This window comes from Algivirga pacifica (assembly GCF_039543525.1).
GTDB classification, from domain to species: Bacteria; Bacteroidota; Bacteroidia; order Cytophagales; family Flammeovirgaceae; genus Algivirga; species Algivirga pacifica.
This window is the reverse complement of sequence record NZ_BAABJX010000011.1, coordinates 71,707-90,132: the sequence shown is the minus strand read 5'-3', so window position 1 is coordinate 90,132 and position 18,426 is coordinate 71,707. Positions and strand designations below refer to the sequence as shown.

The 18,426-nt window shown below is 39.5% G+C and carries 7 protein-coding genes; 5 read left to right on the top strand and 2 right to left on the bottom strand.

All coding sequences use genetic code 11. The annotated features are described in order from the left end of the window. Positions 1 to 552 precede the first annotated feature (552 nt). From ABD985_RS03120 to ABD985_RS03110, 3 genes are all read left to right on the top strand, one after another. Positions 553 to 3,954 (top strand): two-component regulator propeller domain-containing protein, encoded by a 3,402-nt coding sequence (locus tag ABD985_RS03120; RefSeq protein ID WP_345369116.1) that lies wholly within the window; start codon positions 553 to 555, stop codon positions 3,952 to 3,954. Positions 3,955 to 4,185: 231 nt separating this feature from the next. Beyond that, a complete protein-coding gene (locus ABD985_RS03115; RefSeq protein WP_345369115.1) occupies positions 4,186 to 6,111 on the top strand; it encodes a T9SS type A sorting domain-containing protein in 1,926 nt (641 codons plus the stop codon). Positions 6,112 to 6,336: 225 nt separating this feature from the next. Continuing rightward, positions 6,337 to 12,471 carry a T9SS type A sorting domain-containing protein gene (locus ABD985_RS03110; protein ID WP_345369114.1) on the top strand — a complete coding sequence of 2,045 codons (6,135 nt, stop codon included), beginning with the start codon at positions 6,337 to 6,339 and terminating at the stop codon, positions 12,469 to 12,471. 544 nt (positions 12,472 to 13,015) lie between these two features. On the opposite strand, the gene ABD985_RS03105 is transcribed toward ABD985_RS03110, so the two are convergent. Next, positions 13,016 to 13,957 (bottom strand): hypothetical protein, encoded by a 942-nt coding sequence (locus ABD985_RS03105; RefSeq protein ID WP_345369113.1) that lies wholly within the window; start codon positions 13,955 to 13,957, stop codon positions 13,016 to 13,018. Positions 13,958 to 14,211: 254 nt separating this feature from the next. On the opposite strand from ABD985_RS03105, the gene ABD985_RS03100 reads away from it, so the two are divergent. Together ABD985_RS03100 and ABD985_RS03095 are read left to right on the top strand one after the other, a co-directional pair. Then, positions 14,212 to 15,237: an endonuclease/exonuclease/phosphatase family protein gene (locus ABD985_RS03100; RefSeq protein WP_345369112.1), complete on the top strand. Its 1,026-nt coding sequence runs from the start codon at positions 14,212 to 14,214 to the stop codon at positions 15,235 to 15,237. A gap of 229 nt (positions 15,238 to 15,466) precedes the next feature. Further along, positions 15,467 to 17,602, top strand: a complete 2,136-nt coding sequence (locus ABD985_RS03095) for a cation:dicarboxylate symporter family transporter (protein ID WP_345369111.1) — start codon at positions 15,467 to 15,469, stop codon at positions 17,600 to 17,602. Positions 17,603 to 17,715: 113 nt separating this feature from the next. Here the strand turns inward: ABD985_RS03095 and ABD985_RS03090 are convergent, their stop codons facing one another. Continuing rightward, on the bottom strand, positions 17,716 to 18,369 hold the full coding sequence (locus ABD985_RS03090) for an outer membrane beta-barrel protein (protein WP_345369110.1): 654 nt from the start codon (positions 18,367 to 18,369) through the stop codon (positions 17,716 to 17,718). Positions 18,370 to 18,426: the final 57 nt, after the last annotated feature.

The window sequence follows — 18,426 nt, the reverse complement described above, 5'->3', positions numbered from 1 at the left end:
ATCCAAAAATAGAAAATTAAATAAGAATGACAAGAAGCTACATTGGATGGAAACGGACTTAGAGTCTGCTTGTCATTCGTTTAATTATTATGATCAAGGTGCTGAAGTGAATGAATCAGTAAAAGAAGCAATAGCCTGCTTCAACACTAAAATGTCGATAGGATATAAAACATCGTGTATAGGTAATACATGAATCATCCCATATTAACAAATAGCTTAGTTTTCTGAGAATTTATCACTTTATTCCAGGCGAGCTCTAAGCAAGAACCGAAGCATAATCCAATTTTATCTATTTATTATTACTTTTTTAAATAAAAATTTTTAATTTATGGCTTGGTGCAGTAGAATGTATGGGTCTTGTGTCATTTTTTCTATTCAATAAACTTTAAGAACTACCACTAAATACCTGATAGCTGGACATACATTATCGTTCGGTGTTTTGTGGATACTTTACTACTTTCATCTTTTACTTTTTACGTTTACTAAAAGTTTAGGATAGCACCCCCAAACAACTATTTTAACTTATAATTTCCCATGGGAAAAAGCTCATTCATGAATTGGATACCTTTGAAAAGGGTAACGATTGTTTTACTCTCTCAGTTGCTACTGCTTTTTAATGTTTTTGCACAACAGGATAAAGCAAAGTTCAGAAACCTTGGTTTGGACGATGGGTTATCCCAAACCAGTGTCTTTGCCATATTGCAAGATAGGCAGGGCTTTATGTGGTTTGGAACAGAAGATGGCCTAAATCGCTATGATGGTTATGAATTCAAGGTCTACAAGGCAGATCCACTAAACAAAAACAGCTTAGCCAACAGCTATATTTATTCTTTATTGGAAGATGGAGAAGGGAATATCTGGGTGGGTACACGTAAAGGAGTGACTAAGTTTAATCCTGAAAAAGAGCTCTTTACAAGATATGTTCATAATCCCGAAGATGATAATTCCATTATTGATGGTAGAGTGCATGCTATCGTCGAAGCAAAAGACGGTAAGTTTTGGCTGGCAATGAATAATGGGTTAAGCGTTTATGATCCTTCAGAAGATTCTTTTAGAAACTATTATGATAAAAAGGATTTACCCACTAGGTATGTAAAAAGTATTTTAGAAACCAAAGATGGTACGATTTGGATAGGAACGGATGAGGGAGGCTTGTGTAAATACCTTCCAGACTCAGATAAGTTTAAGATTTATGCTCCAGATCCCACCAATAGACATACCATCAGTGATGCGGATGCCTATGCGTTATATGAAGATCGTAAAGGCACTCTTTGGGTAGGTACTTATGGGGGAGGACTTAATAAATTTGATCCTGAAACTGAAAAATTTGAGCACTTCAGAGCCAATGAAAATGACCCTAATGCTTTACAGTCCGATATTGTATTTGCGATAAAAGAAGACTTGTCAGGAAACTTGTGGGTGGGTACAAGAGGAGGAGGACTCTCGTTGATGAAAAAAGGAGCAGAAGGATTTACAACGTTTTGGAATGACCCCGCAACACAAAATAGTTTAGCACATAATGAAATCTGGACGATTTATGTAGATGATGCAGGACTGACTTGGGTGGGTACCGGAGAAGGAATTTCTATTTACAACCCCAAGCAATATAAGTTTGAACATATAGCTCCAAATGAAGCGTCCTCTAATGGCTTACCTCATGGCTTTGTTTGGGATATTTTGGAAGACTCTGATGGTACACTATGGGTCGCTACGAATAATGGCTTTACAAAATACAATCGTCAAACGAATACGTTTAAAGTATACCAACATGATCCTGCAGATCCCACAAGTATTCCTTCAGATAGGGTAAAGGCAGTCGTGGAACAAAGTTCAAGATACTTGTGGCTAGCGACGAATGGTGGTGGAATCTGTAGAATGGATAAGCAGACAGAGACGTTTAAAACGTTTACTACTGCGAGTCCCCCTCCTTCTAATTTGGCAAGTAACAGTGTCTGGGAGCTCCTTAAGGGAAGGGGAGATATCCTATGGATTAGTTCTAATGTGGGATTGAATAAGTTCAATACAAAGACGTTTGAAAATACGATTCTCAACCCAGATGCCCAAAAGCCCGAACATCAGTTGAAATCTTATGGGGCTGAGACGACCTATATCGACAGTGATGGAGTGATGTGGGTAGGTGCTGAAAATGGTTTGGTGAGGTATGACCCGAAATCAAAAACCTATACCGTGTACCGACATGATGAAAATGATCCTAATAGTCTTAGTGAAGACTATATTAACTTCATCTATGAAGATCAAAAGAAAAGGTTGTGGGTAGGTACTGGATCTGGTTTAAACTTATTTGATCCTAAAACAGAAACATTCAAAACTTATACAGAGGAAGACGGCTTGCCTAATAATGTTATTTATAATGCGATTGAAGATAAGTCTGGGAACTTGTGGCTAACGACTAATTTTGGGCTTTCCAAGTTCAATCCAGATGCGATGAGCTTCAGGAACTATACCGCAAGTGATGGACTCCAAAGCAATGAGTTTAATGGGAATGCGTATGAAATCTTAAGCTCTGGAGAGTTTATGATAGGGGGAATCAATGGCTTTAATATCTTCCATCCTGACAGTATCAAAGATAGCGATTATGTCCCTCAAATAAAGATTACCGAATTTGATGTGGTATATCAAGCGATCGGTGCAGGAGATGAGATAAATGGGAATGTGATCCTTGATAAGAATATCAATTACACTAAAGAAATCGATTTAAGCTATGAGGAAAATGTAGTTTCTTTTGAAGTAGCATCTTTGCATTATGCCCAGCCTAGTAAAAATAGATACAAGTATATGCTGGAAGGGTTTAATGATGACTGGATTGAGGTCGCTGCAGACCAGAGAAAGGTCACCTATACCAACTTAGACCCTAAAGAATATACCTTTAAGGTTTTAGCAACAAATAATGATGGTGTTTGGGCACAAAAACCTTTATCAATAAAGATTAGCGTCCATCCACCTTTTTGGATGACCTGGTGGTTTAGAATATTGACAGTTCTTGTTCTTGGGGGGAGTGTCTATAGCTGGTATCGATATCGACTGAATAAAGCACTTAAGCAAAAAAAGAAACTAGAAATAAAGGTCGCAGAACGAACAGAAGAGGTGATGATGCAAACGGAGGAGTTGCAGCAGCAAGCAGAGGAGTTGGCCGTACAAAGAGACTATTTATCTGAGAAAAATGAGCTGATTACTCAGAGTATTCGATATGCAGAGACCATTCAACAAGCATTTTTACCGAGTGAAATGGCTATGGATGAGATGCTCGATGAGTATTTCCTGTTTTACAAAAGTAAAGATTTGGTCTCAGGAGATTTTTATTGGGCCTATGAGGTCAATAACTACAAGTTTATTGTGGTTGCTGACTGTACAGGACATGGAGTGCCTGGTGCTTTTATGTCAATGATTGGTACGAGTCTGCTCAATGAAATCGTGAAAGAAAAAGCGCTGTATGATCCTGCTCAAATTTTGGAAGAACTGCAAATACAACTAAGAAAGTCACTGCGACAAGAAGAAGGGGAGAACTCAGATGGAATGGATATTTCGGTTTGTAGACTAGAGAAAACAAGGGAGGGAAAGGTACAGGTGACTTTTGCAGGAGCAAAGTCAACGCTACTATATTGCTCGAATAACCGTATGCATCGCTTGAAAGGAGATAATATCCGTATTGGAGGAGTGTGGAGAAATAAGCACGGTAGAAGGTTCAAGAATAAGAGGTTCACACTACAGGACAATGATACCTTATTCATGCTTTCGGATGGTTTGGCGGATCAAAATAGCCCGGAGCGAAAAAAGCTAGGGTCAAGGAAAGTAGAAGAGCTGCTCACCCTATGTACGAAGCAGGTAAACTTTAATCGATGTGATAAACTCATAGAGTATACGTTAATGAACTTTCAGAAAAACATGCCTCAAAGGGACGATATCACGGTTTTTGGAATGAAGGTTAAAGTGTAAACTATTTATAGCTAAGTGCTACTTTTAAATGGATAAAGGATGAAGGATAAAACCTTAGTGTAAGGTGTATAATCCTTCATCCTTTATCTGTTTTGATAATCATTATCACCTAACAGTTATAAGACAGCTTCTTGTAGCTGTATGCTAAATCAGTAGATTATAGGCTGTGATTTATATCTTTCAAGTAATTGAAATTAAATTTCTATTCTAATCAATATTTTTTTAATACTCATGAACAAGCTTTTTATCCTCTTACTATGTTCTCTGCTGTTCACGGCTGCACATGCCCAGCAAGAACCTTTATTGAATACTTATACGGATTCTCTTCTATCGGATCACTTTCAGAAAACTACTTTTTATAGGCTACAGGACGTTGCTAATGCAAGGGTAGCGGCAGGAGTGGAAAAGGATTTTTTAGATAGCGCTTATTTAGAGCGTTACAGTAGCTATTATGATACCTTAAGGGTTACCGATAAGTATTATTGTGAATACAATGAAGATAATACAAGAAGAAGACTTAGATGGGTTTATTCAGGGATTTCTCCTGAGTATACCACAAGTAGTCAAACATTTACTTATGAAGAGACAGATTCCTCATCAGTAACGATACAGCTGGACTCTATGTACTCTACCGTCAAGCAAGCATTACTCCCTAAAACCAAGAAAATCACTACTACGTTTAAGGATGGTGCAATAGTGAAAACAGAGGAACTGGAATGGAGAACGGATATGGAGGAGTGGATCGTGGATCGTGTGCGAGAAGATCATTATGATGAGAAAGGGAATGTTATATTTTATCAGATCAATATTTGGAATAGTTACTTGCAAGAGGTAATTCCTTTTGTAAGAAATACGTATGAGTATGATCAGCAGGGGAGGTATACCTTATCTAGGAGGGAGGCCTATTATCCTGAATCGGATTTCTGGAATGTACTGCAAGAAGAGTGGCAGTATGATACTTCGGGAAATCTACTATATAAGGCAGTCTATGATAACTATGGTCAATCAGGTGATGGATTGACAGGAATAAGTAAGGAGGAGTGGGAGTATAGTGATGGACAAGCAGTGCTGCATACTATTTATGAATGGTCTGAGTCAAGTAAAGATTTTGTAAGAAAGGAAAGACAGAGAAACGTATTGAATTCCTATGGACAAGTAGAGGAGGAGTATCTAGAGTTGTGGTCTTGGAATGAATGGGTCAATCACCGTAAAAAAGTGCATGCCTATGACATGACGCAAACAAATTCAGGAAATCGACAGTATTCCTGGGATGAAGAATCCCAGGAATGGAAAATTCAGTTGGAGGAAGAGATTCGGTATGAAAATGACGTAAGGGTCACGCTGCGATATGCATGGGATACTTCTTTGCATACCAAGCAACTGTCTGAGAAGTTGGAGTATACGTATAAGGAGGAATATGATCTCTTTACGGAAGCAACGTATGATTGGGATAGCCAACAGGAAGAGTGGGTAGGGAAAGAGAAGGAAACGTATACTTTTTATTCAGGAAGCTTTTTAATACCTGTAAAAGCTAAACGTAGTTTATTGACATATGAGTGGGATAGTATTCAAAAAATATGGCTACCTAGATCACGATTAATAAACTATATACTTCAGAATAAAGAAGGGAAAATCGTAAGTAATTATACCTTTTCATGGAATCAGGAGCTTTTGGAATGGATCCTCATTCGTAGCGCCGAATATGAATATAATGAGAAAGGGTTACTCTATCTTAGAAATGTTAAAAGTTATTGGGAGCACACAGGAGAACTCTCTGGAATGGATAAAATAACAATATCATATTCGGCATCCTCGCAGTATTTATTGCTTCAGAATAGTACTTGGGATAAGAGTTCAGATACTTGGAATGTGGTTTATCAGGAGACGTTTTTTTATTCAAAAAGAATAGTGGCGGGGATAGATATGTTACAGGATAAGTCATTATTGGTATATCCGAACCCTTCCCATCATACATTTGCTATTCAATTGGAAGACCAGATTGAAAGAGTAGAAGTATTCAATATGCAAGGGAAAAAGGTACAGGAGTATCATGACAAACAAGAACAGTATGATATTTCCAATCAACCTTCAGGACAATACTTTATCAGGGTAAGGGGCAAGAGAGGAAGCTATTCTTCTCGCTTGCTTAAGTTGTAATTATCTGATATAAAAATAAAGACTTCATTGATGAGTTCGCGGAAAGTCCCAAGCTCAACAAAAAATCAGAGTGTATTCAGCTAGAGTAAAGTAGCTTCATTATTTTTATTCTTATATTGTACCCTAATGTGATTTTTTTAAAAAAAAGTAGAGAATAAATATATTTTTTAATTAGCGGGAGATAATCTCCAAAGTTTGAAAAATTCTTTTTTAAATACCGTTCTAATGAAAACGTTCTTTTTAGCCCTTTTTGTACTAGGAATAATATCACCTCTTTTTGCCCAAAAACAATTTTCACTTACAGAAACTTTAGAAGTCGATGAAATCTCACATGCAGCAGGATTTCAGAGGAATGAAAGTCTCATCCTGATGAATGATTATGCAGACCTTTTGATTGTTCAGAAAGAGGATGATCAATGGCAACGGGATACGCTAATGACGCTTCCTGATGGTATTCGCTATCAATTACTGAATGATAGTGTCTTTGTTTTCTTCAATGAGTACTATAGGTCGTTTGAGTCTTATGCATATGGAGAAAATGGCTGGACAAAGCAGCATGAGTCCCCTGTCAGTCTTGATTCCGGTTACCCCCGAGGGATACCTCATTACAATACCTCTCATGAGAAGAATACTTTTTACAGAACCTCTCATCATGCTACCCCTGCCAATGTAGAAAAATGGGAGTGGAATGCGGAAAACAACACCTGGGACTCTACAAGGTTTGCTATGCCAGAACACCTGAGCGCCAAGTATGTGGTCAATGGAGAATTTCTGATGGAAGATGCCAATAATAATCAATATGCCTTTTACACTTTGAATGAGGACAGGACATGGACACTGTCTTCTGTGCTCTACGATCGTAAGGATCAATTAATCTCATTTGACATTTCTAATGATACCTTGATTTTTGGTATTCAGCAGTCCGAAGAGTTGGTAAAGCTCTTGCAGACCTATACGTATGAGGACGGTATGGGTTGGCGCTTGCTTAATGAAATAAGCGAACCTATCGGTGTAGCTTATACCCGAAACTTGCATTCCGCTCAGTTGAGTGATGGAATACTTTCTTATAAACATCCGGAAATATTAGCGAATGGAAGATCAGTGACTACCTTGGTATTTTGCCGTTGGGAGGAGGAGCAGTGGAAGCCCTTTCAAAGAATGAACTCGGAAAACACTCCTTCCTATAATGATCAGCTGAATTATTATTCGTTGTGGGGTGATAACTGTGTAATTCCTTCCGGAGACGGATCATTGCTCATTATGGAACTGAGAGAAGAGGCGACTACCTCTTTTGCTCAGGACAGCCTTTCTGTCGGTATAGAACAGGAGCCTATCGCTTTGCAGGCGACAACTACCTCAGATGCCAATATCTTGTTTCGTATTTTGGAAGGACATGCTATTGGTGAGTTGGAAGGGAATCTTTTTACACCTAAACGTAAAGGAGAGGCTAAGATAGTCGCTTATACTCCGACGACAGATACTTATGTCTATACTTCGGATACTTTGCATCTTACCGTAACGCCCAAGGAGCATACCCTTTCGTTTGAGGTAGCACCTATGGAAACGTTGAGTTTTCAGTCGCTTACGGCGAGTAGTTCGGCAGGGGTTCCGGTACGCTTCCGTTTGGCAAATCATCAGCAAGATGCCTATATCCGAAATGATTCTTTGTTTGCCTACCGAAAGGGAGCTATAAAAGTGGTGGCTTATGCCGAGGATAGTATTTATGCCGACTTGGAAGTGGAGAGAACCGTAGTGGTTTCAGAGAATACTCCTCAGGATAACATCCTGTATCAGGAAGAGTTTTATGTAGACCAGACGGCTTCCGGTAATGAAGGGAATTATAGTATTCATGGAGGTTATATGGCTATTCCCAATCCTAAAGATACGGTCGTCAATATCTATGAAAGAGAGGATGAAGGTTGGAAATTGACACAGCAACTTCCAGCGGATCGTTATGCAACCGAATATGTGAAAATACATGGAGATTGGCTGGTATATCCAACAGATAACTTCGATCTGGTATTTTATCATTTGGAAGGTGGAAAGTGGGAGTACTTTCAGAGAATTGATAAGCCTTCAGGAGGTCATAGTAAACTTACTATGTCTGAAAATACCTTGGTACTGTTTAAACTAAAAAATGCCTTGGGAGACTCCTTATATATTTATGAGTTTGAATATGGAAAATGGACCCTCAAACAGGAAACAGCAGTTTCTTATTATGATTACCGATGGTGGGGAGCTAATTTACCAACGACTTTTTTTATGCACGACCAATACATAGTGATAGGAAGTCATGGGGAGTATGTTGCAGGACAAATTGAAATATATAAATGGGAAAATGATACGCTAACTGATTATCCTACTTTTACTATAGCAGATGGTTTGGTGATTACTAATGGAGAGATGTTTGGAGATCAGTTAATTTGTACTTCCCGTTATTCTAACCCACAGCAAAAAATCGAGATTTTCACCCTTCAGGAAACAGGAGAGTGGGCAAGTACGCAGACCATTGACAAAGTAGGAGATAATGCAGTAGCCCCTGTGGTGAAAATCTCTAATGGAGAGCTGCTCTTGACCGATAAGTCGTCTATTTATACCTATACGGTAGATGGTGAAGGAAGATGGTCTTTTAAAGAAAAAGAAGAAAATGTGTTTGGAAAGGGTTTTAAGAGGAATGAGGATCTTGTGGTGGCGGGAATACCGGGAGGCTATAGCATATGGAATAAAATATTGGACACGGCAGATGACCATCACCTAAAACTGTTTACCCGAAAATACACTGCCCCAATTACAGGCAGAGATAGCGCTCAAGTGAGTTTATCCGAGGTGGACACAGTGATGCTGGCATATACACACCCACAGCAAGGGAGCTTGTATTACCAAATTCAAGAAGGACATGATTTAGCAGAGTTGAATGGAGATACGTTACACTTGTCAGGGAGGGGAGTAGTGAAGCTTCATGTGGGAGTAACGGCTTCCGATCTCTACGGAGCAGCAGAGAAAGAAGTGGTGGTACATATTACGGGGGAGCAAAGAGCATTATCATTGCAGACTCCTACTCAAATGACGGCAGGAGAGTATTTTGTATTGCCAACGCAAACTGATGCAGGCGATAACATTTATTACCGTGTTGAAAACAGCAGTGGTAGTATACAGCAAGATACGCTGTACGCCCTATCAAGAGGGAGTATAAAACTGCAGGCTTACTTATTGGGCAATAATACCCAGGAACCCGTATCTCTTCAGAAATCAATTGAAGTGCAAGATCCGGATAATAGTGAACTGAAATGGTTTATACTTGGGGAGGGTATTGTTGATGAGACAGGAAAGGTATATCCATATGAGTTTAGAATAGATGGAGATCACTTTTTGGTAAGAAAGGGCGTGGATTATTCTGCTTATACACAGGTGGATTTTTATCATTGGGAAAAAGGCAACTGGAGTCTGTCGGATACACTTCACTATATAACCGACGAGAAAGGTAAACGTAGGATGCTGATGGATCTGTCAGGGAATCGTACCATATTGGTGACCCACACTTCGGAGGACGAGTTCTGGTGGACAGAGCAATTGTTGGAACTCGAATATATCAACGGAGAGTGGGCCGTGACTGATTCTACTTTACTTATGGAAGACGTTCGTGGGCATATGCTTGTGCAGGATGTCAGTATGGAAGGAGACCTTCTTTTGCTTAAACGAGGTACGGAATATCCAGATAATCCTGTTTTTGAACTGAAAAGGAAAGAAGAAAAAGGATGGGTAGATCTCGTAAGTATGAGTAGGGAAGAACTGTCGGAATTTATTCCCTTGGCTAGGGAGGAGTATAGTACCTTGCTGGATAAGGTGAACCTCAAAGGAAATCATTTTTTAGTGACCGTAAGTCATATTCATGACCAGTATAGAAAAGCGGTACAGTTGTTTGAGCTGCAAGAGGATAATTCACTTCAGCCCGTAGGGAAAACTATTGAGGGAAATATCGTAGGAGAGCATATTCAAAGTAAAGACACTGTTTTCTGTAGTAGTGGTGAGGGATTAATTCGTTATACCTATCAGCAGCTTGACAGTTCCTGGTTACCAATAGATACCTTGGGGGTACCGGCTTATGCCTATAAGGGACAGAACCCTGTGATTGGGACTGTTGCTTTTACTGGGGATAAGGTATGGACCAGCGTACATCCTAACTATCAGGCACCTTCTACATTGTACCGTTATGATATAGGACAAGAGTTCGTCTTGACCGATAGTATCTTCTTCGATTATGAGGTGAATACCTTACAGACTTGGGGCGATCGCTTGGTTACCTTTGATGGTAAGTCAGGTTATCAGCCGGGTGATAAGGTGACGTTTTTTGAAGAAAAAATCCCTACCTATATTACGGGTTTGAGGGATACGACCGTCACTTATGGAATAGAGGAAATCACTTGGGAGCCATCTACAAACTCTACTGCGGACTTTTCTGTGGCTTTGATCTCGGCAGATACTGCCATTCGCTTCCTTAATGCGCAGCAGACAAAAGTAATTGGCAGAGGAAAAGGAATTCTGAAAGCCGCTGTTCCCGCCAATGAGCTGTATGTTGGTACCGATACTACGGTGGAGGTTACCGTAAAAGGGTGGTATGATACCTTGAATATCCAAGCACCGGATACGCTGTTGCGTTGGGAAACGGGAGAAGTTTCAGCTACCTCCACACAATCATTCCCTATTTATTATCAAGTAAAAAAGGATGATAGCCCGGCGGTTATGATGAGTAAGAATACTTTTATGGGAATAGATGCTGGAGAAGTCAATGTCGTGGCGAAACATTATGGGAACCATATTTATTATCCGGCAGAGGTAGAGCAGAAAGTAATGATCAAGAATGTCTCGGAGTCATTGGACTATAGGAGAGTTCAGATACTGGACGTCCCTTATAGTAGTTATTACGCTACAATGGGTGTCTTTGATAATAAACTGTATGTGATGAATTATGACTCCATTCATATTTATCATTGGGATAGTCTTGGCTATGGATGGGGAGATAAAAGTTCTATTGGTTTAACACTTAGAAGAGATGGTGAAGTATTGTTAGGAGATCAACTTATCATTCCTCAGTACTACTATTCTTCGTACTCAGAGAATCCCCTGCAATTTTATCGACTGGAGAATGATGTTTGGAGTCCTAAAGATGTAGAAGTGAGTACTTCTAAGATTGCAGATGCAAATCCATCTCATAGTTTTGTTATCACGGGGAGTTATGTGATGGCAATGTCTACGAATTATCCTAACACTCAAATCTCTGTTTTGGGATATAAGAATGGACGTTATACTACAGCGCAAGAGTTCATAATTCCTGAGTATACTTCAACGGACCTGCCTTCAAAAATTGCCGGAGCTTATCATTTTATTATCCCCGAACGTAATAATTATGCCCTTACCCTAAAGGATGGTCAATGGGTAGAGACAAGCATAGAGGATGAATTGCCGGAAGCGGCTGATTATGCCCGTATATCAGGAGATCAGTTGATGTTCGTTAAGCTGAACTCTTCAATAAAGGTTTTGGAGATATTCACGTATGCGTATGATAAAGAGGCTAATGTATGGAAGAAATCAACAACGTTTACAGATGCTCAGATACCGTTAGAGATCCAGAATTTTTATGGGGTTCAGGTAGCGTTGCAACGCAACCGAATTTTGATAGGTAATACGGATTATAATATGATTAAAGGGTATGAAAGAAGGAGCAGTGAATGGAAGGAAATACTTCATTTGGAGAATACAGATATAAGGAGAAATTCCATATTCAATTGGTTTGGAAACCGCATTGTTTTTGAGAAAGACTATGGACAGGATCTGATGTTCTATGAGGAGCGAATAGTACCGGAGTTTTCTTTTCTCCAAGATACGATTGAGGTGACAGAAAATGTACTGGATTTGGATACCTTAATCCGACATAATCAAGAGTATCCTAGTATAGTGTATGAAGTATTGGATAATTCCACAAGCATTAGCATCGATGGAAATGTGGCAGCTTTTCAAGCTACAGGTGAAACCGTTGAGGTGGAAGCGTTTTTGGCTCCTAGCATGTCTACGTTCAGTGCAAAAGATACGGTGGCTTTCAATATGGAGTATGTATTGAGTACGGAAGATAGTTTTTCAGAACAAAACGTCCAAGGGTATCCAGTCCCTTTAAAAGATTACCTTTTCCTAAAAGGTGTTGAGGAAACAACCAAGTATCTTCTTTTCCGAATGAACGGAAAGGTGATAAAAGAAGATCAATATGATTCACGAAAGGGGATAGAGGTATCTGGTTTAGCGAAAGGAGTTTATATTCTAAAGCTTTATCATCACGGAAATGTATTAAGTATTAAACTAGTTAAGTAGCTTGTTTTAAATACAAGGATTGGGTTAGGATAACCTGGAAAGATTAAAATGGGAAAGATGAGTTACTCTATATTAACATTCCTGATTATAACGTTTTACTGAGCTAGGTTACATATAAAAACATTGACGATAATCACAAACATGAATCATCCCATATTAACATTTAAGGGATGAATCATGTTTTTTTGTTTAAAAAGTACCTTTATATATTTGAAAACGACAATTCTTTAAAGCCTTGATTTTTTTGCTTCGTTTTTCATCCGGGCCACGGTGGAAAGGAAAAAATGAAGAAGCTCATAAAGGGCTTGTGAGATAGCTGTAAAGTGATGAATTCTTAGAAAACTAAGTTATTTGTTAATATGGGATGATTCACGCTTTCCCTTTATAACGCGTGCTCTTCGTCACAATAATATTGTTATAAAGGTATTATGAATACTATAGCGTTTCTGCTACTTATAAAATGCGGATGTGGACTAGACGTTCATAAACAACTGCAATATAGATAAGAGTTAAAAACAGTGGATATCTACTTAGTATCAGCTTACTAGTCGCAGTCGGCTTTAGCAGGATTACAGTAGAGACTAGGCATTAGTTTTCCACCCCACTTTGCACGGAGGATGGCGTTATTATTATTGTTAGTGGGATCATTATCCCAAAAACTAAGGCCAAATTTTTCTCGGTGGAACCATGGTCCGGTATGGCCTCCCCAGAAGCCTTCCGCTCCTATAGTCTGGGAGATTCCCCGGCAGATTTTTATAGACCAGGGAATATTTGATTTTGCTGCAGAGAAAACACCTTCCGCTCCTCCCGGAGTACCACAGGCATCATATCCCTCTGGGAGATAGGCTGCTTGATCTTCTGCATCCGGAACAAAGCTTGCACCACAGTGCGCATTACCGGAGTCTTGACATGGTCCATAGGCTGACCCGTTATTCCCTGGATACTTTTCATCCCACATCGTGGTAAATTTTCTTTGGTCACCCCATAAGGCACGGGCAAATAGGCAATGGTCTTTTTGAACTTGTCGATCTTCGGTAGTGTAACCTACAAGTGCCCTTAGATGGTTGATGACGATTCTGTGCCACTCATCAACTTCTGCTTTTGTAGGATTCTTAGGGTCTGCGAAAGGTTGGTGTTCATAGTAAAGCTCATAAATTCCCTTAAGGATGTCGCCGGATTCCGGAAAGAGACACTTCAGGAATTCCTCTCGACTCATTTGAGTCGGATCGCAAATACTGCTGCCGTCCCATCTGGAGTTTTCCCATTTTTCTGCACTTATCCAAAATACCCCATCAGGGTCATGCGAAGTGTTTCCTGCATCTAATGGCTTATTGGTAAAGGTAGACCAGTCTGCTTGATTAGGAGTATATTGCTCGAAATCACGGAGGATAAGGTCATCGTCATCCAACTTGTTTTCCGAGCACTGAAAAAGTGCTATACTGCTGATTAAAAGGCTTATAATTCGTAGTTTTCTTTTTATTTTCATATTGCTTTAAGTCGTTGTGTTTAGAGTGTTCAGATAGAATTCATCTTTAAAGATAATGACTTAAATCTTATTTTGATTGTTCTATACTAAGAGCTTGTTTGGAATACGTCTTCAGATAGAAAATTCCTCTAATCACTATTCAAATCGACTCAAATTTTCGACAAATAGAACCACTATTCTTCTTAAATTTGAATCAATTTGAACAGGTTATAGAAATTTTCTCTATCTAAATCAGTATTCCAAACAAGCTCTAAATGGAGTTTAGAAAAGGTAGGATGAAAAAGCTCAAAAAGATACTATACATAGCCCTTTACCTCATCACCATTCTTATAGCGGTAGGTTCTTTGCTCTCCGTGTTTAGAAATACAGAGAGCCGATACCTTAAGCTACTCGATTTCCCTAGGATACAATTCTTTATTACTTCTGTGATTAGCTTTATCCTCTTTTTGATCTTTGCGAAGAAAAGACAATGGTACGATTACCTTGTAGCAATGAGCTTAATAGGAGGGATGGTCGTACAGGGGAGTTACATTATTAATTACACTCCATTGGTTTCCAAAACAGTTCCTTCTGTAGGAGAAGAGCCATTAGCGGCAGAAGATCAGATTAGTATCTTATTGATTAATGTGAAAATGACAAATCGCAATGCTCAACCAGCATTGGATCTGATTGCGCGAAAACAGCCAGATATTGTGATTGCGATGGAGGTTGACGATTGGTGGGAAACGAAGTTGGAGCCCATTGAAACACAATACCCTTATACTCAGGAAACGACCAATAGTGTGACCTATGGAATGACCATTTTCAGTAAATTGCCTTTAAAAGACGTAAAGGTGAATTATCTGAACAATCCCCAGGTACCATCTTTTGAAAGTATTGTAGAGCTAAAAAATGGAAAGAAAATACTGCTCTATTCCATGCACCCGGTACCTCCTACACATCACGAGGGGTTGCCTGACAATAAAGGACAAGAAGAGAAAGCGATGGTAAAACTGGGTGAAAAAATAGAGGATAGGAATTACCCCATTATTGTAGCGGGAGACTTTAACGATGTCAGTTGGGGGGCGACCAATAAGTTAACCAAGACAGAAGATTTATTGTATGATGTTAGAGTGGGGAGAGGGTTTTACAATAGTTATCATGCAGATAATTTTTTGATGCGCTGGCCTTTGGATCATGTGTTTGTCTCTAAAGAATTTAAGTTAGTAGAACTGCAGCGATTGGAAAATATTGACTCAGACCATTTCCCGATCTATGTTAAATTGGCACTAGTATTGTGATAACCCCGCTTTGTGTTGAATACCTGATGTTCGAATGAGTCTTATTACAAGCTCTTAGAACGAAAATAAATAGATGGTTTTCGATTACATAGAAGAGTTCATTAAATTATACTAAGAGCTTGCCTGAATCAATATTCCAAGCAAGCTCTAATGGGCTTCTTCTTCGTATGTCAGCAATAGAGAGGGGAGAAGGAGCCTATGTATCTTGATAAGCATAGGTCTATAACATATGATAAAGAAAATTCTGATTGGTATATTCGTTGGCGTACTCGTGGGGTTGTTTTTCGGGGAATATGTAGCCTTCTTAAGCATCATTGGCGATGCATTTATTGGATTGATGCAGATGACGGTACTGCCTTATATCATGATCTCGTTGATGGTCAATATTGGGCAGTTGGATATCTCTAAAAGTAAGAAATTGATTAAGGCGGCGGCTTTTATTATTGTTGTCAGTCTGTTCTTGGGGATGTTTTTGGTTATCTCCTTGCCTACGTTCTTTCCTGAAAGAGTCTCAGGGAGCTTCTTTAGCACCAACCTTACGGCCATACACGAGCCCTTTGATTTTGTAGAGTTGTATATTCCTGCCAATCCTTTCAAATCATTGAGTGATAATGTCGTCCCTGCGGTGGTCTTATTTAGTATTTTGATTGGGATGTCGCTAATGGCCGTTCAAGAAAAGGCAGGGTTGATCAGAGGGATGGAAGCTTTTGCAGATGCATTGAACAAAGCCAATAAGATCATTATTCAACTCACGCCTATTGGTATTTTTAGTATTGTCGCAAGCACGGTGGGAACGGTCTTGATCAGTGAGATTGCCTTGCTGCAGATCTATTTGATCGCCTATACAGGGGCTGCAGTGATTCTCTCAATGGTGACGATTCCCATGCTAATTAGTGCATTGACTCCCTTTAAGTATAAGGAGGTACTCAGGGTAACAGGAAGTACTTTGCTGACAATTTTTGCAACAGGTAAGATTATTATCCTTTTGCCTCAGTTGATTGAAGATGTCAATAAGCTTTATGACAAGCATCAGCTGATGGATGAAGATGTAGAGCATTCCTCCAAGTTTCTACTCCCATTGGTGTATCCCTTTCCAAATTTGGGGACATTAATGATACTGATCTTTGTGCCTTTTGCGGCCTGGTTCGTAGGTAAGCCAATGGATGTGGAAGAAACGGGTATCTTCCTGGGGGCAGGGATTATGAGTAGTTTTGTGACGCCTATCGTGGGTATTCCTTTTTTGCTGGACATCCTTCAGATTCCTATTGATATCTTTCAGATGTTTGTGATTTCTACGGTATATACGGATCGTATTCGAGTAGTGCTAGGGGCTGTATTCCTATTTGGTCTTTCGGTGTTATCGATTGGTTACCTAAAGGGTATTCTCAGGGTAAGTACCATAAAGCTATTGTTTTGTGTTGGATTGACTACAGGGTTGTTACTCTCCGTTTTTCTTCCTTTACGATTTTTTGGAGGAGAGACTATCAAGGGAGGAGAAGTAGGGTATAAGTCTTTTGTGTCGATGGACTTATTGGAACAGTATGATAGAGTTACGGAACGAAAGTATCGCAGGTCACCCATAGGGTTGGGTTCCTATCGATCGTTATCCCGGATTAAAAAGAGTGGAGTGATAAGGGTAGGGTATTACGCAGATGCCTTACCATTTGCATTTCGCAATACAAAGGGAGAGATCGTAGGGTTGGACATTGAGATGGCCTATGCATTGGCGAGGGAGTTAAAAGTAAGGTTAGAGTTGATTAAGGTGCCAAGAACAAATCAAGCGAGGACCTTGAATGAGGGAGTGGTCGATATCATCATGTCGGGTACCCCCATAGAGATGGAGTTGTTGCAGGAACTTAACTTTACCACGCCCTATATGAGTCAAACGCTGGCGTTGATGGTGAAAGACCACTTAAGGAATCAGTACAAGAGCTTGGATAAGATCAAGGCAAAAAAGCATATCAACCTGGGGATATTTCAGACCCATGTGTTAGGGGATAATATATTGAAAGGATTTCCCAATGTCACACCTTACCGATTATCATCGCTCAGAGACTTCTTTACGGATGAAGAAGATAAGTATGATGCCTTGCTGTATACGGCGGAGGCTGGATCAGCGTGGACGCTAGTGTATCCTCAATACTCTGTGGTAATCCCCTCAGAGAAGTTTTTAAAAATTCCCATGGCCTACCCTGTCGCCAAGGCGAATGATTCTCTCCTGGACTACATGAACAGCTGGGTACTCGTAAAAAAGGAAGAAAACTTTTTGAACAGTTACTATGGCTATTGGATCCTAGGAGAAGGGTCTGTGAATAAGGAGCCTCATTGGTCGGTGATACGGAACGTGTTGCATTGGGTAGATTGATGGATAGGTTTTCTTATGGTTTAGTGTATTTGTTCCAAGAACGAAACGCTCTTGGAACAAATACACTAAACCATAAGAAAACTCAGTAGTTAGGTTATTACTATTATAAGTACTTACTCCCCTTTGCTTCTATACAGGCGAAGCTTTAACCCAATGGAATAAGGTTTATAGTTTGGTTTCTTTTCCCGTGGATGCGAACCATTTGGCGTTCCATAAATAGTAATGAATCTTCGAAAAGTGGGTTCAATGCCTAATCCTACTTTTCCTACGGTAGTTCTAATGCCAATATTAGCAATGAAACTGTTGGCATAATCTTCAAAAGTAAACAGCCCTCCATTTCCATCGAAGTTCCAATCATTGGTAATCCCCGCTGCGATATAATAATCAAAGTCCCCTTTTCTTTTGAAGTTATATTGTAGCTGAATGGGCATGGAGAAATATGCAATCCACCATCTTTGAGGGCCACTACTACAACCTTCATCACAATAAAATTGAAGAGAATCCGGAACAGGAGCTTTTACCCATGTTAATCCTTTGTCTAGATAGGATGCTCCAAGTGATAGCTCAAATCGGTTAGAGAGTTGATAGTTCGTCTGAATGCCCAATCCAAAAGCTAATTTGCCTCGGTGTTCAAAATTGAGGCTCTTGTCTTTGTTCTGAATGGTAGAATAATCCCATGTGGTGAAATAGGAAACGTGAAATTTCCCCACTTGGCAAAAAGAGATGGAGCAGAAGGAGCAGAAGAGAAATGTTAGTAGTGTTTTCATGTTTTGTGAAGAGTGTTTGATTATAAAATGTGTATTTTAATGCGCTATAAACTTTAT